Origin of the sequence: Pseudoroseicyclus aestuarii (assembly GCF_003217255.1) — a bacterium.
Lineage (GTDB): Bacteria > Pseudomonadota > Alphaproteobacteria > Rhodobacterales > Rhodobacteraceae > Pseudoroseicyclus > Pseudoroseicyclus aestuarii.
Map to the genome: position 1 here is coordinate 120,924 of NZ_QJTE01000001.1, position 24,342 is coordinate 145,265.

Here is a 24,342-nt window from a genome sequence, read left to right on the forward strand (position 1 = left end):
GTCCAAGATGTCGCTCGCCCATGGCCGCTCCTACCTCGCGATTCCCGGCCCCTCGGTCATGCCCGACCGGGTGCTGCAGGCGATGCACCGGGCGGCGCCGAACATCTACACCGGAGAGCTGCACGTCCTGACCGACAGCCTGTTTCCCGACCTCAAGGCGCTGGCCCGCAGCACGCAGCACTGCGCGATGTACATCAGCAACGGCCATGGCGTCTGGGAAGCCTCGCTGACCAATGTGCTCAGCCGCGGGGACGCCGTGCTGTCGCTGGTGGTCGGACGATTCGGCGCCGGCTGGGCCGATGTCGCCGCCCGCCTCGGGGCCGATGTCGAGGTGATGGATTTCGGCATGGAGACCGATGTCGACAATGCGCGCCTGCAGGCGCGGCTGGAGGCCGATACCGAGCACCGGATCAAGGTGATCACCACGGTGCATGTCGATACCTCGACCGGCGTGGTCAACGACATCGCCGCCATGCGCGCGGCGATCGACGCGGCGGGGCATCCGGCGCTGCTGATGGTCGATTGCATCGCCTCGCTGGGCTGCGACCGGTTCGAGTTCGACGCCTGGGGCGTGGACGTGATGCTTACCGCCAGCCAGAAGGGGCTGATGACGCCGCCGGGCATGGCCTTCGTCTATTTCTCGGATCGCGCGGCCGAGGCGCGCAAGAGCGCGGGCATGGTCACGCCCTACTGGGACTGGGCGCCCCGCGACGAGGCCGAGCAGTTCTACATGAACTTCGGCGGCACCGCGCCCACGCACCACCTCTACGGTCTGCGCACCGCGCTCGACATGATCAATGAAGAGGGGCTCGAGGCGGTCTGGGCCCGGCACGAGACGCTGGCCCGCGCGGTCTGGGCAGCCGTCGAGGCCTGGGGGCAGGGCGGCTCCATGCGGCTGAACATCCGCGACGCGGCGAAGCGCTCCTGCGCCATCACCTCGGTCGGGATGGCCAGCGGCGAGGCCGACCGCCTGCGCGCCTGGTGCGAGGAGAAGGCCGGCCTGATCCTGGGCATCGGCCTGGGGCGCGACGACAGCAGCGCCTGGTTCCGTATCGGCCACATGGGCCACGTCAATGCCAACATGATCATGGGCGCGCTCGGCACCATCGAGGCGGGGCTGACGGCGTTGCAGATCCCCCATGGCGAAGGCGCGCTGGGTGCCGCGGCGGCGGTGATCGCCGAGGCGTGAGAAAGGGGGGGGGCGCTGCCCCCCGCCGGCCTGCGGCCGCCTCCCCCCGGAGTATTTCGCAGAAACATGAAGAAGGGGGCAGCGGCATCGGGCGGGGCGATCACCGATTGTGCAGCCGGATGCCGCGCGGAGGGCCCTTTGACCCCAGGACACAAAAAAGCCTGAATCTCGCTTGACAGCACTCTTCCCAAGATTGTGTTCTTCCGTGAGGAGGCACAGTCATGGCGATAGACGTAGATATGTCCCGGCAGATCTCGGTCCTGCGGCCGATCTGCATCTTCTTCATGATGACGGTTCACGTGAACCCGGGCTTCTCGGGCCAGCCGCACGACTGGCCGATGGTCCTGATCGGCACGCTCGAGGTCAATATCCTGGGTAGATCGAGCGTGGCGGCGCTGAGCTTCATCAGCGGGCTGCTGCTGGCGATGACCGCAGAGCGCAGCACGCTGGGCGACCAGATGCTGCGGCGCCTGCAGACTGTCTACCTGCCGATGGTCTTCTGGGCCTCTCTCTTCGCGGCGCTCTGCCTCCTGCCTGCCCTGCTCGGGGCACCGACCTCAGCCTCCAGGACGCTGCAGGGTCAGGGCCCGGCGCTGATCCTGATCGAGGGCATCCTGAACCTCTTCGGAGAGCCGGTGTCCCCCGCGCTTGGCTACCTGCGCGATCTTGCGGCGGCGAGCGTGATCACGGCGCTGATCCTGCGGGTGCCGCGGCTGAACCCCGGCTGGCTGCTGCCGGTGATCCTCGGTCTCGCGCTCTTCGACCTGCTCGAGCCGCTGGTGCTTCGCCCGAGCATCCTGCTTTTCATGGTTGCGGGAGCCGCCTTCTACAGGACCGGTCTGCCGCTGCGGGTGCCGCGCTGGGCGGCGATGGCGGGCGCGGCCCTCGTGCTGCTGGCCCACCGGGACATCGGGAGCAGGATCGCGCAGCTGGGCGAAGTCACCTATCTGACCTTTCTGTCCCATACCATCGTGATCTCGATGCTGTGGATGGTCTGGAAGGGCGTCTTCGGCGCGCAGACCACCGGGCTCTACATCGTCTTCTTCCTTGGCGCGCCTCTCGTGGCCTTCAGCGTCGCGAAGCTCGCTTACGGCGCAATCGACGCACTGCCGCCGGCGCTTCAGACGGCGATGCGCGGCAAGGTGCGCCGCCGGCCCCAGGCCGACGCGGGCGGCAGGGGGGCTGCGATCCGCTCCGGCGGCTGACCGGGACGTCAGCCGCGGGCGTCTTGCAGCGCCCCTGGCAGGGCCTCGGCGAGGCGGGCGAGGTCGGCCTCGGTTCCGGCGCTGATGCGGATGCAGCGGCTGAGCGGCGCGGGGCCGGGCATGCGCACGAAGACTCCGCGCGCGGCGAGGCCGGACAGAACGCGGGCGGCGAAGGCGCCGTCCTGCCCGCAGTCCACGGCGGTGAAGTTCGCGGCGCTGGGCAGGGCGGCCAGGCCGTTCCCGGCGGCGATGCCGGCGATGCGGTCCTGCGCCTGCGCCACCTTGCCTCGGACCTGCGCCAGCCAGTCCTGATCGCCAAGCGCGGCAAGCGCGCCGGCCTGCGCGATGCGGCCCATGCCGAAGTGGTTGCGGACCCGGTCGAAGCTGGCGATCAGATCGGCCGGCCCGAGCGCCCAGCCGACCCGCAGCCCGGCAAGGCCGTAGGCCTTGGAGAAGGTGCGCATGCGGATCACGCGCGGATCGGCGGGATCGATCCGCGGCGCGGCGGGGGCGAAATCGACATAGGCCTCGTCGAGCACGAGGAGCGCGCCTTCGGGGATACCGTTGACCATGCGCTCGATGACCTCGGGCGGGTGGCAGGTGCCCATCGGGTTGTCGGGATTGGCGAGGTAGATCAGCTTCGCGCCGACCTCGCGCGCCTTGTCCAGCAGCGCCCCCGGATCCTCGTAATCACCGCGGTAAGGCACCTTGTGCAGCATGCCGCCGAAGCCCGCGACATGGAAGGCGAAGGTTGGATAGGCGCCCTCGCTGGTGACCACGGCATCGCCGGGGCCGACAGTCAGCCGCACCAGCAGGCCGAGCAGCCCGTCGATCCCTTCGCCGAGGCGGATATGCTCCGCCCCGCAGCCGTGGTGGGCGGCGAGGGCGGCGCGCAACTCCTGCGCCTCGGGGTCGGCGTACATCCAGACCTCTGCCGCCGCCGCGCGCATCGCCTCCACGGCGCGGGGGGAGGGGCCGAAGACGCTTTCGTTGGCGCCGAGGCGGGCGGCGAAGGGGCGGCCCGCCGCCCGCTCCAGCGTTTCGGGCCCGGTGAAGGGCACCGTCGCCGGCAGCCCGGCGGCGAGCGGCGTGAGCCGCGGGTCCGTCACGCGATCTCGTCCAGTCGGGCGATGGCCTCGGCGAGGCGGGCACGCTCCTCCATCCGGGCGGCGAGGTTGGCGCGCGTCTCGGCTACGACCTCCTCGGGGGCGCTGGCGGCGAACTTGGGGTTGTTCGCCCGGCCCTCAAGGCCGCGGATCTCCTTGTCGAGCTTGGCGAGGCTCTTCTCCAGTCGCGCCTTCTCGGCACCCGCGTCGATCAGGTCGGCCAGCGGCATCGCCAGCGTCGCGCCGGGCAGGGGCACAGTGATCGCGCCGCGGGGCGCCACTTCGGCCTCTGTCACTTCGCCGATCTTCGCCAGACGGCGGATCATCGCGGCATTCGCCTCCCAGGCCTGGCGGACCTGCGCATCCGCGCCGATCAGCACCACCGGCACTTCGAGGCTGGCGGGCACGTTCATCTGCGCGCGGGCCGAGCGGACGCCGTCGATCATCGCGATGGCCAGCCGCATCTCGGCCTCGGCCGCCGGATCGGCAAAGCTGTCCTCGGGCCGGTCGGCATGGACCAGCATCTTCGGGCGGTTGCCGGTGGTCTGCCACAGCTCTTCGGTGATGAAGGGCATGAAGGGGTGCAGCAGGATCATGCAGCGGTCGAGGACATAGGCCATGACGGCGCGCGTCTCGGCCTTCGTGGCCTCGTCGCCGTCCATCAGCAGCGGCTTGGCAAACTCGACGTACCAGTCGCAGACCACGCCCCAGGTGAAGGCATAGAGCGTGTTCGCCGCCTCGTTGAAGCGGTAGGCGGTCAGCGCGGCATCGACCTCGGCCCGCGCCTTGGCGGTCTCGGCGAGGATCCAGCGGTTGACGGGCGCGGTCGCGGCGGGGGCGGCGGTTTGCGTGGCGTGCCCCTCCCAAACGCCGTTCATCTCGGCGAAGCGGCAGGCATTCCACAGCTTGGTGCCGAAGTTGCGCGTGCCCTTGATCCGGTCGAGCGAGAGCTTCAGCACCCCGCCCATCGCCGCCATCTGCGCATTGGCGAAGCGCAGCGCATCGGCGCCGAACTCGTCGATGATGTCGATGGGGTCGATGACATTGCCCAGCACCTTGGACATCTTCACGCCCTTCTCGTCGCGGACGAGCTGGTGCAGGTAGACGTCGTGAAAGGGCACCTCGTCCACGGTGGCAAGCTGCATCATCATCATCCGGGCGACCCAGAAGAAGAGGATGTCCTGCCCGGTCACGAGGACGGAGGAGGGGAAGTACTTCTCCATCTCTTCCGTCTGCTCGGGCCAGCCCATCGTGCCGATCGGCCAGAGGCCGGAGCTGAACCAGGTGTCGAGAACGTCGGGATCGCGCCAGACCGGGTAGACCAGCTTCGAGGGGTCCTGGTTCGTGGCGTAATCGGCCAGGCTCTGCGCCAGCACGTCCAGCGCCTCGGCCCGGTCGGCGACCTCGGTCACGCGGGCATGGCTGAGCGGGGAGGGGAGATCGGCGATCTCGTCCTGGAAGGCACTCGTCACCTCCTCCAGCGCCTCGCCGGTGTGCATCACGGCGCCGGTGTGCACCATGCCGCCCTCGAGCAGCAGGCCGAGGACATCGACATCGTCGAGGTTGCCGTCGCCGCCCGAGACGGGCGTGCCGAGGTCGAGGCCGTACCAGACCGGGATCCGGTGCCCCCACCACAGCTGGCGGCTGATGCACCAGGGCTCGATGTTCTCGAGCCAATGGTAGTACACCTTCTCGCCGCTTTCGGGCATGATCCGCACGCGGCCGTCACGCACGGCGTCCAGCGCCGGGCCGACGATCTTCGCGGTGTCGACGAACCACTGGTCCGTCAGCATCGGCTCGATCACCACCTTGGAGCGGTCGCCGAAGGGCTGCATGATCGGCTTGTTCTCGACCAGCGGGATGGCGTTGCCTTCCTCGTCGGTGGTCATCACGGCGAGGCCTTCGTCCGTGATCTGCGCCACCACCGCCTCGCGCGCCTCGGCGCGGTCGAGGCCGCGCAGCTCGTCGGGGACGAGGTTGATCGCGGCGACGCTCGCCTCGGTCCAGTCCTCTTCGCCGCGGGCGATGGCCAGCGCGGTCGCGGCCTCTTCGGCATAGGGGCGGCCGTCGGCGCGCATCGCGCCCTTGGTGTCCATCAACGCATAGAGCGGGATGCCGTTGCGCTGCGCGACGCCGTAGTCGTTGAAGTCATGCGCGCCGGTGATCTTCACCGCGCCCGAGCCGAAGGTCGGGTCGGGGTAGCTGTCGGTGATGATCGGGATCAGGCGCCGATGCTCCTTCGGGCCGACGGGGATTTCCACGAATTTGCCGACGATGGGCGCATAGCGTTCGTCCGAGGGGTGGACCGCGACGGCGCCGTCGCCCAGCATCGTCTCGGGGCGCGTCGTGGCGATCGAGATGTAGTCCCGCGTCTCGCGCAGGGTGACCGTGCCGTCCTCGTCCTTCTCGACGTACTCGTAGGTCTCGCCGCCGGCGAGCGGGTACTTGAAGTGCCACATGTGGCCGGCGACCTCGGTGTTCTCGACCTCGAGGTCGGAGATCGCCGTCTCGAAATGCGGGTCCCAGTTCACCAGCCGCTTGCCCCGGTAGATCAGGCCCTTGTCGAACATCTCGCGGAAGACGCGGATCACGGCGTCGTGGTAGGCGCCGTCCATGGTGAAGACCTCGCGGTCGTAGTCCATGGAGCTGCCCAGCCGCCGGTCCTGCCGGATGATCGTGCCGCCGGAATGGTCCTTCCAGGCGCGCACCCGCTCCACGAACTTTTCGCGGCCCATCTCGCGCCGGGTCTCGCCGCCTTCCTTGGCCAGCTCGCGCTCGACGACAAGCTGGGTGGCGATGCCGGCATGGTCGAGGCCGGGCTGCCAGAGCGTGTCGAAGCCGCGCATCCGGTGCCAGCGCGTCAGGATGTCCATCAGCGTGTGGTTGAAGGCATGCCCGGCATGGAGAAAGCCGGTGACGTTGGGCGGCGGCAATACGATGGAGAAGGTCTCGCTGCGCGAGGCATTGGCACCGGCACGGAAGGCGCCCGCCTGCTCCCACATCTGCGAGATCCGCGCCTCGGCGGTCTTCGCGTCGAAGGTCTTTTCCATCGCCATGATAAGGCTCCCGTCTTGGCCTTGGCTCTCTAGCGCGGCGGCGGGGCAAGGGAAAGTGCGCGGGGCAGGGGGCGAGGGAATTGCCCTGCGCCGCGCTTCGTTAAGATCGTTGCCATGCCTCATCGGCTAAACCGGGGGTGCAGGAGGCGGCAGGCAGGCGAGGATGGCCTTTCGGGACTGGATATTGGGCGCCTTCGGCCGGCGCCCCCGGCTGGAGGAGGCCGCCGCGCCGCGGCGCGGTCCCGCCACGCATGTGGTGATCCTCGACGGGACCATGTCCAGCCTCGCCCCGGGGCGCGAGACCAATGCCGGCCTGACCTACAAGCTGCTGCGCGAGGTCGGCTGGCGCGCCAACCTGAGCCTGTATTACGAGGCGGGGATCCAGTGGCGCGACTGGCGCTCGACCCTCGACGTGGTCGCGGGGCGCGGGCTCGACCGGCAGATCGTGCGGGCCTACGGCGTCCTCGCCTCGCGCTTCAGGCCCGGCGACCGGATCGTGCTGATCGGCTATTCGCGCGGCGGCTATGCCGTGCGCTCGCTGGCCGGGGTGATCGGGCGGGTCGGCCTGCTCCGGCGCGACAGGGCCACGGTGCGCGGCGTGCGGCAGGCCTGGCGGCACTACATGCGCGGCGGCACCTCGCAGGCGGCGCGGGCCTTTTCGCGGATCGAATGCCACCAGGGGATCGAGGTCGAGGCCGTCGCCGTCTGGGACTGCGTGAAGTCGCTGGGCCTGCGCCTGCCGCTGCTCTGGCGCCTGACCGAGGCCGAGCATGCCTTTCACGACCATTCCCTCGGGCCGCACGTGCGGCACGGGCTGCATGCGCTGGCGCTGGACGAGACGCGGCGCGCCTATGCGCCGGTGATGTGGGTGCTACCCGAGAACTGGCCGCCCCATCGCTGCGCCGAGGTGGAGCAGGTCTGGTTTCGCGGCAGCCACGGCGACATCGGCGGCCAGCTCGGCGAGGCGCAGGAGGCGCGGCCCCTGGCCAATATCCCGCTGGTCTGGATGCTGGACCGGCTCGAGGGCATAGGCCTGCCGCTGCCCAGCGGCTGGCGGCGCCGCTTCGTGCAGGACATCACCGCGCCCGGCTGCGGCACATGGGGCGGCTGGAACCTGCTGTTCCTGTCGCGCGGCCGCCGGACCGTGGGGGCCGATCCCTCCGAGCGTCTGCACGAGAGCGTGGTGCAGGAGGGCTGGCAGCCAAGGCCGGAGACCGGCGCCGGGCAGACCGCCGCCGAGTAGCCGCACCGCCTCTGCCGCTGGACGGCGCGCGACGCCGCACCTAGGTATGGCTGCATGAAGACGCCGCAGGACGACATGCCGAAGAAGAGGCCGCAGGGCTCCGCGCGTGCGGACCGCCTGAAATCCGCCCTCAAGGCCAATATCGCCCGCCGCAAGGCGCAGGCCGCCGCGCGCAAGCCGCAGGATGCGCCCGGCGATGCGGATGCGGCGCGGCAGGAGGACAGCTGAATGACCGACGAGACCGGCGACGCCCGCTTTGAGGATGGCGGCGAGGCCCCGCTTCGGCTGCGCGCCCTGGATGCCGAGGATCTGGCGGTGATCTCGGCGCTGGCACAGGACGCGGTCCTGCCCGCCAGCGAGATGAGCTGGTCGCGGCGCGAGAGGCGCTTTGCGCTGCTGCTCAACCGCTTTCGTTGGGAAGACGCCGAGGCGGCGGAGCGGCGGGGCAGGGGCCTCGAGCGGGTGCAATCGGTTCTCGTGATCGAAGAGGCCCTCGCCGTGCGGCATCAGGACGTGCCACAGGGCGATGCCGATACCGTGCTGTCGCTGCTGTCGGTGGATTTCGCGCCGGGGCCGGACGGCACCGGCACCGTCACCCTGACGCTTGCCGGCGACGGCGTCATCGCAATCGACGTCGAGGCGCTGGAGGTCCTGCTCAAGGACGTGACGCGGCCCTGGCTCTCGCCCTCCGGCAAGGCCCCCGGTCACGAGGCCTGACCCAACGTCATCCCGTGTCCGGGCGCCGTTCCAAAAGCGCCTGTTTTCCGGGCGCTGCACAATCCTTACGCTAGGACCCATGCTGCCACGGCATCCGTAACGCTTGCGCGAGGCCGTCTTTACCGTATCGTCGCAGCCATGCCGAAGCCGGGGCAAGAAGGCGCGCAACGCCCTGCCCCCTTCGGTTTCAGCCTCCTGGCCGGCCCTCTGGCCGGGCAATCCGGGACGGCGGGCCGCCGCGGACACGCGGCGCGTCCCTCAACGACGACGACAGGGAGACCGACCCAAATGTTCAACCGCAAACTCTATGCCGCAGGCGCCGTCTTCGCCGCCCTCGCCGGCAGCGCCTCGGCGCAGACGCTGGTCTATTGCTCCGAAGGTTCGCCCGAGGGCTTCGATCCGGCGCTCTACACCGCCGGCACCACCTTCGACGCCTCCAGCCGCACGATCTACGACAAGCTCGTCGATTTCGCGAACGACTCCACCGAGGTGCTGCCGGCGCTGGCCGAAAGCTGGGAGGTCTCGGAGGACGGGCTGGAGTATACCTTCACCCTGCGTGAAGGCGTGCAGTTCCACTCGAACGACAGCTTCACACCCTCGCGTCCGCTGACCGCCGAAGACGTGATCTTCAGCTTCGAGCGGCAGATGGACGAGGAAAACGCCTTCCACAATGCCTCGGGCGGGACCTGGACCTACTTCGACGGCATGGCGATGGGCGATATCATCGACAGCATCGAGGCCGTCGACGACCGCACCGTCAAGTTCACCCTGACCCAGCCGAGCGCGCCCTTCATCGCCAACATGGCGATGGATTTCGCCTCGATCCTCTCGAAGGAATATGCCGACAGCCTCGAGGCCGCCGGCACCCCCGAGATGCTGAACCAGGCGCCGATCGGCACCGGGCCCTTCGTCTTCGAAGGCTACCAGCCCGATGCGGTCATCCGCTACAGCGCCAACGAGGACTACTGGGTCGAGGACCAGCCCGCCGTCGACAACCTGGTCTTCGCGATCACGCCCGACGCCTCGGTCCGCTACCAGCGCCTGATGGCTGGCGAATGCCACTTCATGCAGTTCCCGAACCCCGCCGATGTCGCCGCCATGCAGGATGACGACACCATCGAGGTCGCGGAGCAGCAGGGCCTGAACATCGGCTACCTCGCCTACAACACGACGCAGGAGCCCTTCGACAATCCCGACGTGCGCCGCGCGCTGAACATGGCGATCGACAAGCAGGCGATCATCGACGTGGTCTTCCAGGGCTCCGCCCAGGCCGCAAAGAACCCGATCCCGCCGCAGATGTGGTCCTACAACGACAGCATCGAGGACGATCCCTACGATCCCGAGACCGCGCGCCAGATGCTGGCCGATGCGGGCGTCGAGGATCTGTCGATGCGGGTCTGGGCGATGCCGGTGCAGCGCCCCTACAACCCCAACGCCCGCCGCATGGCCGAGCTTCTGCAAGAGGACTTCGGCGAGATCGGCGTCGACGTCGAGATCGTCTCCTACGAGTGGGGCGAGTACCTCTCCCGCGCGCGTGAGACCGATCGCGACGGCGCCGTCCTGCTGGGCTGGAGCGGCGACAACGGCGATCCGGACAACTTCCTCGCCACGCTGCTGGGCTGCGAGGCCGTCGGCAGCGGCAACTCCGCGCAGTGGTGCAACGAGGAGTTCAACGACCTCGTGACCGAGGCGGCGCAGGTCACCGACCAGGACGAGCGCGCGGCCCTCTACGAAGAGGCGCAGGTCGTCTTCAAGGATCAGGCCCCCTGGGCGACGATCGCCCATTCGACGGTCTTCACGCCCTACCGCAGCGAAGTCACCGACTTCGAGCTGGACTCGCTGGGCTTCCTGGTCTTCGGCCAGTACGGCCTGTCGCAGTAAGACGTCACGACAGCCGGGGGGCGGGGCCTGAGGGTCCCGTCCCCCGATCATTATTCCAAGGACAGTCATGGACCGCACCGCCGAGTACCGCGCCACCGCCAGGGCTCTTGGCCTCGACGCCGTCATCCTCGTTCCGGGGCCGAACTTCACCCGCCTCACCGGGCAGGCCTACGGCAGCCACGAGCGCCCGATGCTGATCGCGATCCCCGCCGAAGGGGAGCCCGCCGCCATCGTGCCGAACCTCGAACTGGGCTCCTTCGCGGCGCTGAACTTCGAGGGCGCGGTCTTCGACTGGCGCGACCAGGACGGCTACGAGGCGGCCTTCGCGGCGCTTGCGGCCCATATGCCGCTGGCAAGCGCGGCGGTCGAAGGGCAGGTGATGCGCGTCTTCGTGCACCATGCCCTCGCCGGCGCCTATCCGGGGCTGCGCCTCGTCGATGCGGAAAAGCCGATCTCGGCCCTGCGGCTGAAGAAGACGCCGGACGAGGTCGCGATGCTGGAGCGGGCGATCCGCACCTCCGAGGCCGCGCTCGAGGAGGTTCTGTCGCAGGTTCAGGTCGGCCAGACCGAGAAAGAGGTCGAGAGCCGGCTGGTGCAGGCGCTTTTCGCGCATGGCGCCGATGCGCTCGCCTTTTCGCCCATCGTCGCCGCCGGCACGAATTCCGCCAAGCCGCATGCCCATGCCCGCGACGATTATCGCATTCAGGCCGGCGACGCGCTGCTGCTGGATTTCGGCGCCGCGCTGGGCGGCTTCAACGCCGATATCACCCGCACCGTCTTCGTCGGCCATGCCGATGACCACGCGCGAGAGGTCTACGACACCGTGCTGCGCGCCAACCTTGCCGGGCACGAGGTCACCCGCCCCGGCGTCACCGCGCATGAGATCGACGATGCGGTGACGAGCGTGCTCGAAGCCTCGCCCTTCGCGGATCGCATCCGCACCAAGACCGGCCACGGGCTGGGCCGCGAGGTGCACGAGGCGCCCTACATCATGCGCGGCAACCACGAGGTGCTCGAGCCGGGCTGCGTCTTCACCAACGAGCCGGGGCTTTACGATCTGTCGGCCTTCGGCGTGCGCATCGAGGACGACATCCTCGTCACCGAGGACGGGTGCCGGTCGCTGACGACCTTTCCCAAGGATTTGAGGGTGGTGGGCTGATGCTGCGTTACCTCCTGTCGCGTCTGGCGACCTTCGTGCCGACCTTCATCGGCGTCACGCTGGTCTCCTTCGCCTTCATCCGCCTGCTGCCGGGCGATCCGATCCTCGTCATGGCCGGCGAACGCGGGCTCTCGGATGCCGATTACGCCGCGCTGACGGCGCGCTACGGCTTCGACCAGCCGCTCTGGATCCAGTACTGGGAGTATCTGACGGGCGTCCTGCAGGGCGATCTGGGGCAAAGCTTCCTGACCCGCCGCCCGGTCTGGGACGAATTCTTCGCCCTCTTCCCCGCCACGGTCGAGCTGTCGCTCTGCGCCATCGTGCTGGCGACGCTGCTGGGCATCCCGGCGGGCGTCATCGCCGCCGTCAACCGGGGCAAGTTCTTCGACCGGGCGCTGATGTCCACCGCGCTGATCGGCTACTCGATGCCGATCTTCTGGTGGGCGCTGCTCTTGATCATCTTCTTCTCGGGCACCCTCGGCTGGACGCCTGTCTCGGGCCGGATGAGCCTGATGTTCTTCATCGAGCCGGTGACCGGCTTCATGCTGATCGACTCCCTGCTCTCGGGGCAGGAGGGGGCCTTTGCCTCGGCGGTGTCGCACCTGATCCTGCCGACCATCGTGCTGGCGACGATCCCGCTGGCGATCATCGCCCGGCAGACCCGCTCTGCCATGCTCGAGGTGCTGAGCGAGGATTACATCCGCACCGCCTGCGCCCCAGCCGCGTGAACGGGCTGCATGCGCTGCGCAACGCGATGATCCCCGTCATCACCGTGATCGGCCTCTCGGTCGGCGGGCTGATGGCCGGCGCCATCCTGACCGAGACGATCTTTTCCTGGCCCGGCATTGGCAAGTGGATGGTCGATTCCATCTTCCGCCGCGACTACCCGGTCGTTCAGGGCGGTCTGCTGCTGATCGCGCTGATCGTGATGATCGTGAACCTGACGGTCGATGTCCTTTACGGGCTGATCAACCCCAAGATCCGGAAACGCTGACATGGTCGACGTCACCTCCACCGCCCCCGAGGAAGAGGTCGGCCCGGGCCGGCCCGGCCGCCTGCGCGAGTTCTGGCGCTACTTCCGCGAGAACCGCGGCGCCGTCATCGGCCTCTATATCTTCGCGCTGTTCCTCTTCGTCGCGATCTTCGCGCCGCTGATCTCTCCCTACGATCCGTCGCAGCAGTTCCGCGCCTATGCGCTGACGCCCCCGATCTGGTCGGGCGAGGGGGTCTGGCAGTTCCCGCTGGGCACCGATCCTTTGGGCCGGGACATGCTGTCGCGGCTGATCAGCGGGGCGCGCTTCTCGTTCTTCGTCGGCGTAGTCGTGGTCGTCGTTTCGGCCACCGGCGGCATCCTGGTCGGGCTGATCGCCGGTTTCGCGCCGGGCTGGCTGGACACGCTGATCATGCGAGTGATGGACGTGATCCTCGCCTTCCCCTCGCTCCTGCTGGCGCTGGTGCTGGTGGCGATCCTCGGGCCGAGCCTTCTGAACGCGATGGTCGCCATCGCGGTAGTGCAGCAGCCACATTACGTGCGGCTGACCCGCGCCGCGGTGCTGAACGAGCGGGGCAAGGACTACGTCGTCTCGGCCCGCGTCGCCGGCGCCGGCTACCTGCGGCTGATGTTCGTGACCGTGCTGCCGAACTGCCTTGCGCCGATCATCGTGCAGGCGGCGCTAAGCTTCTCTTCGGCGATCCTCGATGCCGCGGCGCTGGGCTTTCTGGGGATGGGCGCGCAGCCGCCGACACCCGAATGGGGCACCATGCTGGCCGAGGCGCGGGAGTTCATCCTGCGCGCGCCCTGGGTCGTCACCCAGCCCGGCATCGCCATTCTGGTCGCCGTTCTCGCGATCAACCTGATGGGCGACGGTCTGCGCGACGCCCTCGACCCCAAGCTGAAACGGAGCTGAGGGCATGTCTCTTCTGACCATCCGCAACCTCAGCGTCGAGTTCGCAACATCCTCGGGCGGCTTCCGTGCCGTCGACGGTGTCGACGTCGAGGTCGACGAGCGCGAGATTCTGGCCATCGTCGGCGAAAGCGGCTCGGGCAAGTCGGTCTCGATGCTGGCGACCATGGGCCTGCTGCCCTGGACCGCGAAGATCACCGCCGACGAGATGAGCTTTGCCGGCCACGATCTGCGCAGCCTCTCGGGACCGGCCCGCCGGCGCCTGATCGGCAAGGACATGGCGATGATCTTTCAGGAGCCGATGTCTTCGCTGAACCCCTGCTTCACCGTCGGCTTCCAGATCAAGGAGGCGCTGCGCCAGCACCTGAAGCTGGACCGCGAGGGGCGCAAGCGCCGCGCGGTGGAGCTTCTGGACCTCGTCGGCATCCCCGAGCCCGAGCGGCGGCTTGCCGCCTTTCCGCACCAGCTTTCGGGGGGCATGAACCAGCGCGTGATGATCGCCATGGCGATCGCCTGCAACCCGCGCCTCTTGATCGCGGACGAGCCGACCACCGCGCTCGACGTGACGATCCAGGCGCAGATCCTCGATCTTCTGAAGGATCTGCAGCAGGAGACCGGCATGGCGCTGATCCTGATCACCCACGACATGGGCGTGGTGGCCGAGACGGCCGAGCGCGTCTCGGTGCAATACGCCGGCCAGAAGGTCGAGGAGAACGCCGTCGAGGCGCTGTTCGACACGCCGCACCACCACTACACCGCCGCGCTTCTCGCCGCGCTGCCCGAGCGCGCGACCGAGCGGCGGCTGCCGACGATCCCCGGCGTGGTGCCGGGGCAGTTCGACAGGCCGCAGGGCTGCCTCTTCTCGCCGCGCTGCGCCCGCGCCGACGACCGCTGCCGGCAGGTGGACCCGCCGGTGCAGCCCGCCGCGCTCGGCCTCGCCCGCTGCCACTACCCGCTGCACGCGCCGCAAGAGGCGCAGGCGGTGGAGGTGGCCCGATGACCGCCCCCGTGGTGACGGCGACCCACCTGCGCCGCGACTACGAGGTCGGCGGCGGGGTTTTCGGCAAGCCGCAGACCCTGCGGGCCGTTGCAGATGCCAGCTTCAGCGTGATGCCGGGCAAGACGCTGGCCGTGGTCGGCGAATCGGGCTGCGGCAAGTCCACGCTGGCGCGGATGGTCACCCTGATCGAAGAGCCGACGGGCGGCAGCCTGAGCATCGGCGGCCTCGAGGCCAGCCGAGAGCACTGGGCGCAGCTGCGCACCGACGTGCAGATCGTGTTCCAGGATCCCTACGGCTCGCTCAACGCGCGGCACCGGATCGGCGCGATCCTCGAAGAACCGCTGAAGATCAACCGCCCGAAGATGAGCGCGAAGGAGCGCACCGAAAAGGCGCGCGAGATGATGGCGCTGGTCGGCCTGCGGTCCGAGCATTACGACCGCTACCCGCACATGTTCTCTGGCGGTCAGCGCCAGCGCATCGCGGTCGCCCGCGCGCTGATGCTGGAGCCGAAGCTGCTGGTACTGGACGAGCCGGTCTCGGCGCTGGACCTGTCGATCCAGAGCCAGATCCTAAACCTTCTGCTCGACCTGCAGGAGCGGCTGGGGCTGGCCTATCTCTTTGTCAGCCACGACCTCTCGGTGGTGCGCCATGTCGCCGACGAGGTCATCGTGATGTACCTTGGCCGCGCGGTGGAGCGGGGGGCGAAGGACGCGCTCTTCGACGCGCCGCGCCACCCCTATACCAAGGCCCTTCTTTCGGCGACGCCGAAGGCCGATCCGCGCGGCGCGCGGGACCGGATCAAGCTGAAGGGCGAGCTGCCCTCGCCGCTGGCGGTGCCCTCGGGCTGCCCCTTCGCGCCGCGCTGCTGGAAGGCGCAGGACAAGTGCCGCGCCGAGCGGCCCGAGCTGAACGAGGCCGAGGCGCATCCGGCGGCCTGCTTCTTCCCGGAAAACTAGGCCGCGCAAGACAAGGGCCCCCGCACGAGGCGGGGGCCCTTGGTCCGTTATGCCGTGGCAGCGTGCCGATCAGGCGGCAGAGCGCTCGTGACGGCCTTCCTGCACTTCCTCGATGATCTTCGCGACGAAGGCCGGGATGTCATCGGGGTTGCGGCTGGTGATGATCCCCTTGTCGGTCACGACTTCCTTGTCGTGCACGATGGCACCGGCGTTCTTCAGGTCGGTGCGGATCGACGGGAAGGAGGTCGCCTCGCGGCCCCGCAGCACATCGGCCTCGACCAGCAGCCAGGGGCCGTGGCAGATCGCGGCAAGCACCTTGCCCGCATCGAAGAAGTCGCGGACGAGCTTCACCGCCTCGGGCTCGAGGCGCAGCTTGTCGGGGTTGATCTGGCCGCCGGGCAGGACGAGGGCGTCGTAATCCTCGACCCGTGCGTCGGCGATCTTCAGTTCGGCGGGGGCCTCCTGGCCCCAGTCGGTCTGGTCCCACCCGCGGATGGCGGTGCCATCGGGGCTGGCAACATGAACGGTGGCACCGGCCTCGCGCAGCTTGTCGCGGGGCTGGGTCAGTTCGACCTGCTCAAAGCCGTCGGTGGCGATGATCAGGATCTTGGCTTCGGCGATCTGAGTCATGATGTCTCCTTTCTCGCTCGTCGGTCGGTGCAACGCGGCAAGCGCGGCGGCGTTCCATCGCTTGCCCCGGGGGGAGAGCGGGCGTCGCGGGCCCAACGGAAAGTTGTGCCGGCGCGGCTTTTGCGCCGGGGGGCGCGATGCCTATATGAAGGTCATGAAAAGCGTGATCCTGGCCGCCTGCGGCGCGGCGACTTTCTGGGCGGGCTTTCCCGCGGCGACCGCGGCACAGGCCCCGGCCATGGTCGAGGCCCTGGTGAGCGAGCCGACAGCCGAGGCGACGATCGCCGCCTGGCAGGAGGATCCGGCCCGCATCTTCGCGGCAGGGGATGTCGCGCTGTCCGATCTGCTTTATCTTGCGAGGCCGGTGGTGGTCTTTGCCGATACACCGCGCGATCCGGCGTTCTCGCAGCAGATGGCGCTTCTTCAGGACCGGATCGAGGATCTGGCGGTGCGCGACGTGATCGTGCTCGTCGACACCGATCCCGGCGCCGAAAGCGCGCTGCGCGAGGTGCTGCGGCCACGGGGTTTTGCGCTGACCCTGATCGACAAGGATGGCCGCATCGCGCAGCGCAAGCCCAGCCCCTGGAGCGTGCGCGAGATCACCCATGCCATCGACAAGATGCCCCTGCGCCAGCAGGAGATCAACGAGGCGCGCTGACTGCCATGTCGCCGAAATGAGAAACGGCCGCCGAAGTCCCTTCGGCGGCCGTTTCAAGATCTTGCCTGATGCCCCCCGCGCGGCGGGGGGCAGGTGCCCTTACTGGCAGCCGGCGCGGTTCGGGTTCTGCACGCAGGGGGCGATGCCGCCGACGGCGCCGCCGACGAGGGCGCCGGTCACGGCGTCTTCACCCAGAACGCGGGCACCGGCAGCACCGGCCAGGGCGCCGGTGGCGGCGCGCTCACCGGGGGTCTCGCCGCAGGCGGTGAGGGTCAGGGCGACGGCGAGGGCGCCGGAGAGCTTGAGGATCGAGGACATGGAAAACTCCTGTATGTATATTTAACCCCAGTCGAAGACTTGCCTGCCATGGCTCTGCCGAGGGTGCAAGAACCGCTGATGGGGAACAGGTACAACTTCGCTTGTCCCCGCCACCGGAGCGGCCCGGCGGGCGATAGTCTGCCGATCGGCGGCGCGCTGTTTCGCGGATCAATCCTCGTCGTCGGGGTCCCAGTCCTGATCGGCGCCGCCCTCGATCGCGGCGGGATAGGTGCTGCGGGCCGCGGCAGGGTCGATGCGCAGCAGCGCCTCGTAATCCTCGGGATCGAAGGGATCCTCGGCCGGCACGACCTCGCGCCCGAAGAGCCAGCTCAGCCGCCCGGCGTCGAGGTTGCCGCGCTCGAAGGGCTCCTCTCCGAACTGCGCCCAGAGCGCGGCCATGAAGGCCGCGTCCACCCGGCGGTCGAGCGCGCGGCGGTCGGCGTAGCGCTCGCGCCGGATCAGCTTGGTCGGGCCGGCCTTGTGGGCGCGGCGGATGGTGAACTGGTAGTCGGTTCCGGGGAACCGGCTGGGGAAACCGCGATGCTTGATCATCCGAATGGGTCCAGAATGCAGGCGCCGTCCTCGACGCGGAAGGCTTCGAAATATTGCGTGGCCTCGGCATCGAGCGTGCCGAAGGGCAGGTCGCGGTCGGAATAGGACAGGATGACCTGCCCGGCCTCCCATCCGTTCTGCCGCAGCGCGGGCAGGGCGAGCTGTGCGCAGAGCCAGGCGAAATCGGCATCGACCGCCTCGAAGGTCAGCCCATCGGACCCCAGCGCCTCGACGAGAAAGCGGAAGCGCGCGACGTGGAGATCCTCTTCCAGCACCACGCCCAGAAGCTGCGCGCTCGCGCCCGAGGGCGTGTCGATCACCGTCTGCGCGGCGGCGGCAGGCCCCAGGCAGCCGATCGCCGCGAGCGCCGCCAGCACTGTCGATCCTGCCTGCATCATCCGGCTCCTGCCCATAGCGCCGCCACTCTACAGGCCCCGCGGTCGGGAGGCAAAGAGGGCCGTCATCCGCGCGGGGCGCGCCAGCCGGCGGCAAGCGCCTCTTCCTCGGTGCAGAACCAGCGCTCGCCCGCGGCGGTGTCTATACGGGTGTCCTCGTAATGACGGCTGCCGGGCAGATGGTAGATGCGGCCCGAGGAGGAGATGTTGCCCTTGATCCGGCAGTCGCGGCTGGCCTGCGGCACCGGCACGACCTCGCGCCGGCCGGCCCGCCAGTCGGAGGGCGCGGTCAGCCCGCCGCGCCAGATGCCAAGGCCGGCGGCGCGGGCGGTGGCCTCTTCCTCGACGTAGTCGGTGGAATAGGCGCGGTAGGCGGTGGCCAGCCCCTCGGCCGTGAGCATGCTGCCGAGGTCCGCGCCATCGAGGCTGCAGCGCGCGACGCTGCGGCCGTAACGGTCGCGCTCGACCTCCCGGCAGGTGAGGCGCTGCCCCTCCAGCCGGTCGCGCACCACCTCGGTGGCCCAGGCGCCGCACTCCCAGGCGCCACCCTCGCCGTCGGGGCAGTGCTGCGCGGATTCGGGGGCGTCGACGCCGAAAAGGCGGATGCGCTCTCCGTCGAGGACGAAGGTATCGGCATCCACGACCCGCTCGACCCTTGCAGCACCGCCGGGGCCGGGCGCGCCGGAGAGCATCGCGGCGGCGAGGCCGGCGCAGCACAGCAGGAGGGCGATCAGCGCGAGGAACCGGAGGCGGGGCATGGCCTGCGCCTTGCCGCCGCGGGGCTTCCGCGGCAATCCATGCCGTTAAGGAAGGTAAACCGCAGTCCTGTCAGGGACGACGGTGCGGCGCCTGCGCGCGCCGGTGTTTCCGCTATGGCGCCCGGCGAGGCGCTTTGATACAGAGCGCCGGAATATCGGGGCGCGTTCCGGCGCCCCGTTCAGACGTGCGGGTGTGGCGGAACTGGTAGACGCACTTGGTTTAGGTCCAAGCGCCGCAAGGCGTGGGGGTTCGAGTCCCTTCACCCGCACCACGAGATGACAAGAGAAAAGGACGGACAATGCAGGTCACCGAGACGCTCAACGACGGGTTGAAGCGCGGCTACACCATCACTCTGCCGGCGGCCGAGCTGGACGCCAAGGTGCAGCAGAAGCTGACCGAGGCCCAGCCCGACATCGAGATGAAGGGCTTCCGCAAGGGCAAGGTCCCGCTGTCGCTGCTCAAGCGCCAGTTCGGCCCGCGCCTGATCGGCGAAGCCATGCAGGAAAGCATCGACGGCGCGCTCTCCGAGCACATGGAAGAGACCGGCGATCGCCCCGCCAGCCAGCCCGACGTCAAGATGACGAACGACGACTGGAAAGAGGGCGAGGACGTCGTCGTCTCGGTTTCCTACGAGAAGTTGCCCGACGTGCCGGAACTCGATGCCTCCTCGATCTCGCTCGAGCGGATGACCGTGAAGGCCGACGAGGCCGCCGTCGACGACGCGCTGTCGAGCCTCGCCGAGACCGCGACCGACTACGAGGACAAGGACGGCGCCGCCGAAGAGGGTGACCAGGTCACCATCGACTTCGTCGGCAAGGTCGACGGCGAGGCCTTCGAAGGCGGCACCGCCGAGGATTACCCGCTGGTCCTGGGCTCCAACAGCTTCATCCCCGGTTTCGAGGATGGCCTGAAGGGCGTGAAGGCCGGCGAGGAGAAGGCCGTCGAGGTCTCCTTCCCCGAGGAGTATCAGGCCGCCCATCTGGCCGGCAAGGCGGCGGTCTTCGACTGCACCGTCAAGGCCGTGAAGAAGCCCAAGCCCGCCGAGATCGACGACGAGCTGGCCAAGCGCTTCGGCGCCGAGGACCTTGAAGGTCTGAAGGGCCAGATCCGCGAGCGTCTCGAGGCCGAATACGCCCAGGCCGCCCGCTCGGTCACCAAGCGCACGCTGCTAGACCGCCTGGACGAGGCCGTCAGCTTCGAGCTGCCGCCGAGCCTGGTCGATGCCGAGGCCAACCAGATCGCCCACCAGCTCTACCACGAAGAGCACCCGGACGATCACGGCCATGACCACGGCGAGATCGAGACCACCGAAGAGCATCGCAAGCTCGCCGAGCGCCGCGTGAAGCTGGGCCTGCTGCTGGCCGACATCGGCCAGAAGGCCGAGATCAAGGTCACCGACCAGGAGATGACCCAGGCGGTGATGAACCAGGCCCGCCAGTACCCGGGCCAGGAGCGTCAGTTCTTCGAGTTCGTCCAGCAGAACCCGCAGATGCGCCAGCAGATCCAGGCGCCGCTGTTCGAGGACAAGGTGATCGACCACCTCTTCGAGCAGACCAAGATCGAGGAAAAGGAAGTCTCGAAGGAAGAGCTCGAGAAGGCCGTCGAGGCCCTCGACGAGGAGTGATCCTTCGGGGCCGGCGCAAGCGCGCCGCCCCGAGACGACAGGGGGCTGCCTTCGGGCGGCCCCCTTTTCTTTTGCGCCCACCCCCGGGACCCGCGCATGAAAAAGGCCGCCCCAAGGGCGGCCTTTTCCGGTCAGTGCTGCGCGGCCTCAGGCGGCTTTTTCGCGCATCGGCTTGAGCGTCTCGGCCCAGGTGGCAAGCTCGGCCAGCATGCCGGTGGCGCCCTGGATCATCGGCTCGTTCGCCTGGATGCCGGCCTCGTCCATCACCTGCGGGTAGAAGGGAATCGGGACCACGCCGCTCAGCGGCATCATCCCGACGTTGCCGATCAGCTCGCGCAGGACCTGCGCGGCCTTCAGCCCGCCCGAGACGAAGCCGTAGCTGACGACGCCGGCCGGCTTCTGATTCCATTCGGCGACGAGGTACTGGATCGCGTTGATCACGGCCGCGGGCGGGAAGCCGTCGTATTCGGGCGTGACGAAGACGAAGGCATCGGCCTCGCCCATCTCGGCGCTCAGGCGCTTGGTATGGGCATGCTCGTAGCTCTGCATCGCCGGGTGGTTCGGCTCGTCGAAGAGCGGCAGGTCCATCTCGGCAAGGTCCACCACGCCGACGTCGAAGCCGCCGTTGGCCTTCGCCAGGTCCGCGATCCAGTCGGCGACCTTGGGGCCGACGCGGCCGGGGCGGGTGCTGGAGATGATGATCTTGAGTTTCAGTGCCATGAGGCCTCCGTGCCGGCGCCTGCCGCTGTGGGGGGAGGGGCGCCTGTCTGTTTGTTCTGCCGGCCCCCTCGGGGGCAGCGGGAGAGGACAGAGCTAACATCGCTGCAGCGCGGCACAAGACGGCCCCGACGTCCCTGTCGGCGCCTGAGCGCACAGTCCGGGTGCGGCGGGGCGCCTCAGCCCCCGGGCGCGGTCTCCGGCCTGTCCTCGTCCAGCTGGCGGCGGGTCTCGTCGCGCAGGAGGCGCAGCTCGTCCAGCGTCACCGCCAGCTCCTGCTGCTGCTGCTCAAGCACCGAGAGCTGCCGGTCGGCGAGGTCGAGCAGGCGCCGCCGCTGCGCCTCGTTCCCCTCGCGCTCGTAGATCAGCAGCCACTGGCGGATTTCCTCGAGGCTGAAGCCGTAGCGCCGGCCGCGCAGGATCAGGGTCATCCGCGCGATCTCGCGCGGGCCATACCAGCGGGCGCGGCCGTCCCGCAGCGGCGACAGAAGCTCGATGTATTCGTAATACCGCAGCGTGCGCGGCGTCACATCGAACCTTGCGGCCATTTCCTTGAAAGACAGGCGCTTGTCGTCCATCGGATCCTCTTTTGCACGAGATCTAGGGGGCGCGGCGGCCTGTGGCAAGGCGCGGCAAAGCCCTCTGGAACCCCGGGCGGCAATGCGTCATGCCTGCAAGGCGACGCTTAGGGAATGTCGGAGCAGGGTCATGCCACAGGATCGAAGAGAGAAGCTTGCGCAGCAGTTCATCGCCGCGCTGCCGCATGCCGCCGCCCTGCGCCTCACGATCCGCGAGATCGGCGCCGGCAGCGCCGTGGTGGCGATGCCCTATGACAAGCGGCTGATCGGCGATCCGACCACCGGCGTGATCCACGGCGGCGCGGTCTCGGCGCTGATGGACACGGCCGCCGGGGCGGCGGTGCTGGCGCATCCTGCCGCGCCGCGCACGGCGGCGACGCTGGACCTGCGCATCGACTACATGCGCAGCGCCACCCCCTGGCAGACGATCACCGCCCGGGCCGAGTGCTGGCACATGACCCGCTCCGTGGCCTTCGTCCGGGCCGTCGCCAGCGACGAGGACACGAACCGCCCCGTCGCCACGGCCACCGGCACCTTCACCGTCGACGGCGTCAGCCGCGCCGGCGACGGGATGCACGGCCAGGCGGAGGAGGCGTGATGGCCGATCTTCTGGACAGGCTGGTCGAGCAGGTGCCCTACCTCGGCTTTCTCGGCATCCGCCTCGATCGCCACGGCGACGAGTTGACGGTCGTGCTGCCCTTCAAGGAGGCGCTGATCGGCAACCCCGTGCCGCGGGCCCTTCACGGCGGCGCCACGGCCGCCTTCCTCGAGGTGACGGCGGTCGGCCAGCTGTGCGCCGAGACGGGCCTTGTCGGCACCGACCAGAACGGCGAGCCGGGCGCCGGCTGGCCGCTGCTGCCGCGCACCATCGACTTCACCATCGACTACCTGCGTCCCGGCCTGCCGCGCGACGCCTATGCCCGGGCCCATGTCTCGCGCGCCGGGCGCCGCTTTGCCAGCGTGCGGGTCGAGGCCTGGCAGGAGGCGCGCGCGAGGCCCTTCGCCCAGGCGGTGGGGCATTTCCTGATGCCGCCGCGCCCGGGCAGCGGGGCCGGGGCATGAGCGCGCCGGCCGAGGCGGCGGTGCCGCCGCCGCGCCTGACCAGCGCGCGGGTGCTGCGCATCGCGCTGCCGATCGTGCTGTCCAATGCCACCGTGCCGCTGATCGGGATCGTCGATACCGGCGTCGTCGGCCAGCTTGGCGATGCCGCACCGATCGGCGCGGTGGGGCTGGGCGCGGTGATCCTGACCAGCTTCTACTGGATCTTCGGCTTCCTGCGCATGGGCACCACCGGCCTCGTGGCGCAGGCGCGCGGTGCTGGCGACAGCGCCGAGGTCGCGGCCCTTCTCAGCCGGGCGCTGCTGATCGGCGGCGCGGCGGGGGCCTTCTTCATCCTCGCGCAGCTGCCGCTCTTCGCGCTGGCCTTCCGCATCGCCCCCGCCAGCCCCGAGGTCGAGGCGCTGGCCCGCGACTACATGGCGATCCGCATCTGGTCGGCGCCGGCGCTGATCGCGATCTACGGCGTGAACGGCTGGCTCATCGCGCAGGAGCGGACGGGCGCCGTCTTCTGGCTGCAGCTCTGGATGAACGGGCTGAACATCGCACTCGACCTGCTGTTCGTGCTCGGCCTCGGCTGGGGCGTGCAGGGCGTCGCCGCGGCGACCTTCGTCGCCGAATGGAGCGGGCTGGCGCTGGGCCTCTGGCTGTGCCGCGCGGCCTTCGCGCATGGCGCCTGGCGCGACCGGGCGCGGGTGCTGGACGGGGCGCGGTTGCGGCACATGGCGCAGGTGAACGCCGATATCCTGATCCGCTCGGTCCTCGTGCAGGCGACCTTCACCGGCTTCGTCTTCTGGGGCGCGGGCATGGGCGACGTGCGGCTGGCGGCGAACCAGGTGCTGATGCAGTTCCTGCAGGTCACCGCCTTCGCGCTGGACGGTTTCGCCTTCGCCGCCGAGGCGCTGGTGGGGCAGGCGATGGGCGCACGCGCGCCGCTGGTGCTGCGCCGCGCGGCGCTGCTGTCCAGCGGCTGGGCGCTTGCGGCCTCGGCCCTGCTGGCGCTGGGTTTTGCCGTGCTGGGGCCGGGGGTGATCGACCTGATGACCACCGCCCCCGAGGTGCGCGAGGCGGCGCGAGCCTTCCTGCCCTGGATGGTGGCGGCGCCCCTCGTGGGGCTGGCGGCCTGGATGCTGGACGGCGTCTTCATCGGCGCCACCCGCAGCCGCGACATGCGCAACATGATGATCGTCTCGGCGGCGATCTACTTCGTCGCCGCCTGGCCGCTAATGGCGGTCTTCGGCAACCACGGCCTCTGGGCGGCCCTGATGCTGTCCTTCGTCGCGCGCGGCGTCACGCTGGCCCTGCGCTATCCCGCGCTCGAGCGGGCGGCGGGCCCGGCCTGATCCGGCGGCGCTTGCCGCAGGTCGCGGGCAGGCCTATCTTGTGGGGCAGGGGCCGATGGCCCCCCTCACCAGATCATCGCCCGCCGGATAGCCGCCGCGCTGATTTTCTGAGCCTACCGCCGGGTTTCGCCCGGCGGATCCCGTTCCAGATGAGGACATCATGGGAAAAGGCGACTCGAAACGCGGCAATCGCGAGACCAAGAAACCCAAGCAGGAAAAGCTCAAGGTGCTGGCCACGGCCAACTCGCTCGAGGGCAAGGGCCTGAACATCGGCGGCAAGAAGGGCAAGTAGCCCC

General features: G+C 69.3%; 25 protein-coding genes, 1 tRNA gene and 1 pseudogene. 18 read left to right on the forward strand and 9 right to left on the reverse strand.

The window, feature by feature from the left end; all coding sequences use genetic code 11:
• Positions 1 to 7 precede the first annotated feature (7 nt).
• Positions 8 to 1,189 (forward strand): pyridoxal-phosphate-dependent aminotransferase family protein, encoded by a 1,182-nt coding sequence (locus DFP88_RS00615; protein WP_110812519.1) that lies wholly within the window; start codon positions 8 to 10, stop codon positions 1,187 to 1,189.
• A gap of 221 nt (positions 1,190 to 1,410) precedes the next feature.
• Entirely contained in the window at positions 1,411 to 2,394 is a 984-nt protein-coding gene (locus DFP88_RS00620; RefSeq protein WP_146227387.1) for an acyltransferase, read from the forward strand.
• An 8-nt stretch (positions 2,395 to 2,402) separates the two neighbouring features.
• Here the strand turns inward: DFP88_RS00620 and DFP88_RS00625 are convergent, their stop codons facing one another.
• Positions 2,403 to 3,503, reverse strand: coding sequence for a pyridoxal phosphate-dependent aminotransferase (locus tag DFP88_RS00625; RefSeq protein ID WP_110812521.1), 1,101 nt, complete (start codon positions 3,501 to 3,503; stop codon positions 2,403 to 2,405).
• The gene (locus DFP88_RS00630; RefSeq protein WP_110812522.1) at positions 3,500 to 6,556 is read right to left on the reverse strand and encodes a valine--tRNA ligase; all 3,057 of its coding nucleotides are present in this window, start codon (positions 6,554 to 6,556) and stop codon (positions 3,500 to 3,502) included. The genes DFP88_RS00625 and DFP88_RS00630 overlap by 4 nt, the downstream gene beginning before the upstream one ends.
• 163 nt (positions 6,557 to 6,719) lie before the next feature.
• Between DFP88_RS00630 and DFP88_RS00635 the strand changes: the two genes are divergently transcribed.
• The 9 genes and pseudogenes from DFP88_RS00635 (at position 6,720) to DFP88_RS00670 (ending at position 15,416) form a co-directional block, all read left to right on the forward strand.
• Positions 6,720 to 7,799, forward strand: coding sequence for a DUF2235 domain-containing protein (locus tag DFP88_RS00635; protein WP_110812523.1), 1,080 nt, complete (start codon positions 6,720 to 6,722; stop codon positions 7,797 to 7,799).
• A 54-nt stretch (positions 7,800 to 7,853) separates the two neighbouring features.
• The gene (locus tag DFP88_RS16955; protein ID WP_181418526.1) at positions 7,854 to 8,027 is read left to right on the forward strand and encodes a hypothetical protein; all 174 of its coding nucleotides are present in this window, start codon (positions 7,854 to 7,856) and stop codon (positions 8,025 to 8,027) included.
• Complete coding sequence (locus DFP88_RS00640) at positions 8,028 to 8,516, forward strand: DUF2948 family protein (protein WP_110812524.1); 489 nt, start codon at positions 8,028 to 8,030, stop codon at positions 8,514 to 8,516.
• A 288-nt stretch (positions 8,517 to 8,804) separates the two neighbouring features.
• A complete protein-coding gene (locus DFP88_RS00645; protein ID WP_110812525.1) occupies positions 8,805 to 10,397 on the forward strand; it encodes an ABC transporter substrate-binding protein in 1,593 nt (530 codons plus the stop codon).
• 67 nt (positions 10,398 to 10,464) lie between these two features.
• Entirely contained in the window at positions 10,465 to 11,556 is a 1,092-nt protein-coding gene (locus DFP88_RS00650; RefSeq protein ID WP_110812526.1) for a M24 family metallopeptidase, read from the forward strand.
• Positions 11,556 to 12,550 (forward strand): annotated as a pseudogene (locus DFP88_RS00655) (ABC transporter permease subunit). The gene DFP88_RS00650 and the pseudogene DFP88_RS00655 overlap by 1 nt, the downstream one beginning before the upstream one ends.
• Before the next feature lies 1 nt (position 12,551).
• Positions 12,552 to 13,463: an ABC transporter permease subunit gene (locus tag DFP88_RS00660; protein WP_110812527.1), complete on the forward strand. Its 912-nt coding sequence runs from the start codon at positions 12,552 to 12,554 to the stop codon at positions 13,461 to 13,463.
• A gap of 4 nt (positions 13,464 to 13,467) precedes the next feature.
• Positions 13,468 to 14,460 (forward strand): ABC transporter ATP-binding protein, encoded by a 993-nt coding sequence (locus tag DFP88_RS00665; protein ID WP_110812528.1) that lies wholly within the window; start codon positions 13,468 to 13,470, stop codon positions 14,458 to 14,460.
• On the forward strand, positions 14,457 to 15,416 hold the full coding sequence (locus DFP88_RS00670) for an ABC transporter ATP-binding protein (RefSeq protein WP_110812529.1): 960 nt from the start codon (positions 14,457 to 14,459) through the stop codon (positions 15,414 to 15,416). The genes DFP88_RS00665 and DFP88_RS00670 overlap by 4 nt, the downstream gene beginning before the upstream one ends.
• 69 nt (positions 15,417 to 15,485) lie before the next feature.
• Here DFP88_RS00670 and DFP88_RS00675 read toward each other — a convergent pair whose 3' ends face one another.
• Positions 15,486 to 16,046 carry a type 1 glutamine amidotransferase domain-containing protein gene (locus DFP88_RS00675; protein ID WP_110812530.1) on the reverse strand — a complete coding sequence of 187 codons (561 nt, stop codon included), beginning with the start codon at positions 16,044 to 16,046 and terminating at the stop codon, positions 15,486 to 15,488.
• A gap of 154 nt (positions 16,047 to 16,200) precedes the next feature.
• Here DFP88_RS00675 and DFP88_RS00680 point away from each other — a divergent pair, with 154 nt between their 5' ends.
• Complete coding sequence (locus tag DFP88_RS00680; RefSeq protein ID WP_245904618.1) at positions 16,201 to 16,704, forward strand: DUF4174 domain-containing protein; 504 nt, start codon at positions 16,201 to 16,203, stop codon at positions 16,702 to 16,704.
• Between the two features lie 99 nt (positions 16,705 to 16,803).
• Here the strand turns inward: DFP88_RS00680 and DFP88_RS00685 are convergent, their stop codons facing one another.
• The 4 genes from DFP88_RS00685 to DFP88_RS00700 form a co-directional block, all read right to left on the reverse strand.
• Positions 16,804 to 17,022, reverse strand: a complete 219-nt coding sequence (locus DFP88_RS00685) for a hypothetical protein (protein ID WP_110812531.1) — start codon at positions 17,020 to 17,022, stop codon at positions 16,804 to 16,806.
• A 168-nt stretch (positions 17,023 to 17,190) separates the two neighbouring features.
• Positions 17,191 to 17,574, reverse strand: a complete 384-nt coding sequence (locus tag DFP88_RS00690; RefSeq protein ID WP_110812532.1) for a hypothetical protein — start codon at positions 17,572 to 17,574, stop codon at positions 17,191 to 17,193.
• Complete coding sequence (locus DFP88_RS00695; protein ID WP_146227389.1) at positions 17,571 to 17,969, reverse strand: DUF6497 family protein; 399 nt, start codon at positions 17,967 to 17,969, stop codon at positions 17,571 to 17,573. The genes DFP88_RS00690 and DFP88_RS00695 overlap by 4 nt, the downstream gene beginning before the upstream one ends.
• Before the next feature lie 65 nt (positions 17,970 to 18,034).
• Complete coding sequence (locus DFP88_RS00700; RefSeq protein WP_181418527.1) at positions 18,035 to 18,727, reverse strand: thermonuclease family protein; 693 nt, start codon at positions 18,725 to 18,727, stop codon at positions 18,035 to 18,037.
• A gap of 187 nt (positions 18,728 to 18,914) precedes the next feature.
• Here DFP88_RS00700 and DFP88_RS00705 point away from each other — a divergent pair.
• Positions 18,915 to 18,999: transfer RNA gene (locus DFP88_RS00705), tRNA-Leu, on the forward strand.
• Positions 19,000 to 19,026: 27 nt separating this feature from the next.
• Positions 19,027 to 20,352 (forward strand): trigger factor, encoded by a 1,326-nt coding sequence (gene tig / locus DFP88_RS00710; RefSeq protein WP_110812534.1) that lies wholly within the window; start codon positions 19,027 to 19,029, stop codon positions 20,350 to 20,352.
• A 147-nt stretch (positions 20,353 to 20,499) separates the two neighbouring features.
• Here tig and DFP88_RS00715 read toward each other — a convergent pair whose 3' ends face one another.
• Positions 20,500 to 21,072, reverse strand: coding sequence for an NADPH-dependent FMN reductase (locus DFP88_RS00715; RefSeq protein WP_110812535.1), 573 nt, complete (start codon positions 21,070 to 21,072; stop codon positions 20,500 to 20,502).
• A 176-nt stretch (positions 21,073 to 21,248) separates the two neighbouring features.
• The gene (locus DFP88_RS00720) at positions 21,249 to 21,647 is read right to left on the reverse strand and encodes a MerR family transcriptional regulator (protein WP_110812536.1); all 399 of its coding nucleotides are present in this window, start codon (positions 21,645 to 21,647) and stop codon (positions 21,249 to 21,251) included.
• A gap of 130 nt (positions 21,648 to 21,777) precedes the next feature.
• Between DFP88_RS00720 and DFP88_RS00725 the strand changes: the two genes are divergently transcribed.
• The 4 genes from DFP88_RS00725 (at position 21,778) to DFP88_RS17430 (ending at position 24,338) form a co-directional block, all read left to right on the forward strand.
• Positions 21,778 to 22,245 (forward strand): PaaI family thioesterase, encoded by a 468-nt coding sequence (locus DFP88_RS00725; RefSeq protein WP_110812537.1) that lies wholly within the window; start codon positions 21,778 to 21,780, stop codon positions 22,243 to 22,245.
• Positions 22,245 to 22,709 carry a PaaI family thioesterase gene (locus DFP88_RS00730; RefSeq protein ID WP_110812538.1) on the forward strand — a complete coding sequence of 155 codons (465 nt, stop codon included), beginning with the start codon at positions 22,245 to 22,247 and terminating at the stop codon, positions 22,707 to 22,709. The genes DFP88_RS00725 and DFP88_RS00730 overlap by 1 nt, the downstream gene beginning before the upstream one ends.
• Positions 22,706 to 24,046: an MATE family efflux transporter gene (locus DFP88_RS00735; protein WP_110812539.1), complete on the forward strand. Its 1,341-nt coding sequence runs from the start codon at positions 22,706 to 22,708 to the stop codon at positions 24,044 to 24,046. Before DFP88_RS00730 ends, DFP88_RS00735 begins: the two co-directional genes overlap by 4 nt.
• Positions 24,047 to 24,206: 160 nt before the next feature.
• Entirely contained in the window at positions 24,207 to 24,338 is a 132-nt protein-coding gene (locus DFP88_RS17430; protein ID WP_281268135.1) for a hypothetical protein, read from the forward strand.
• Positions 24,339 to 24,342: the final 4 nt, after the last annotated feature.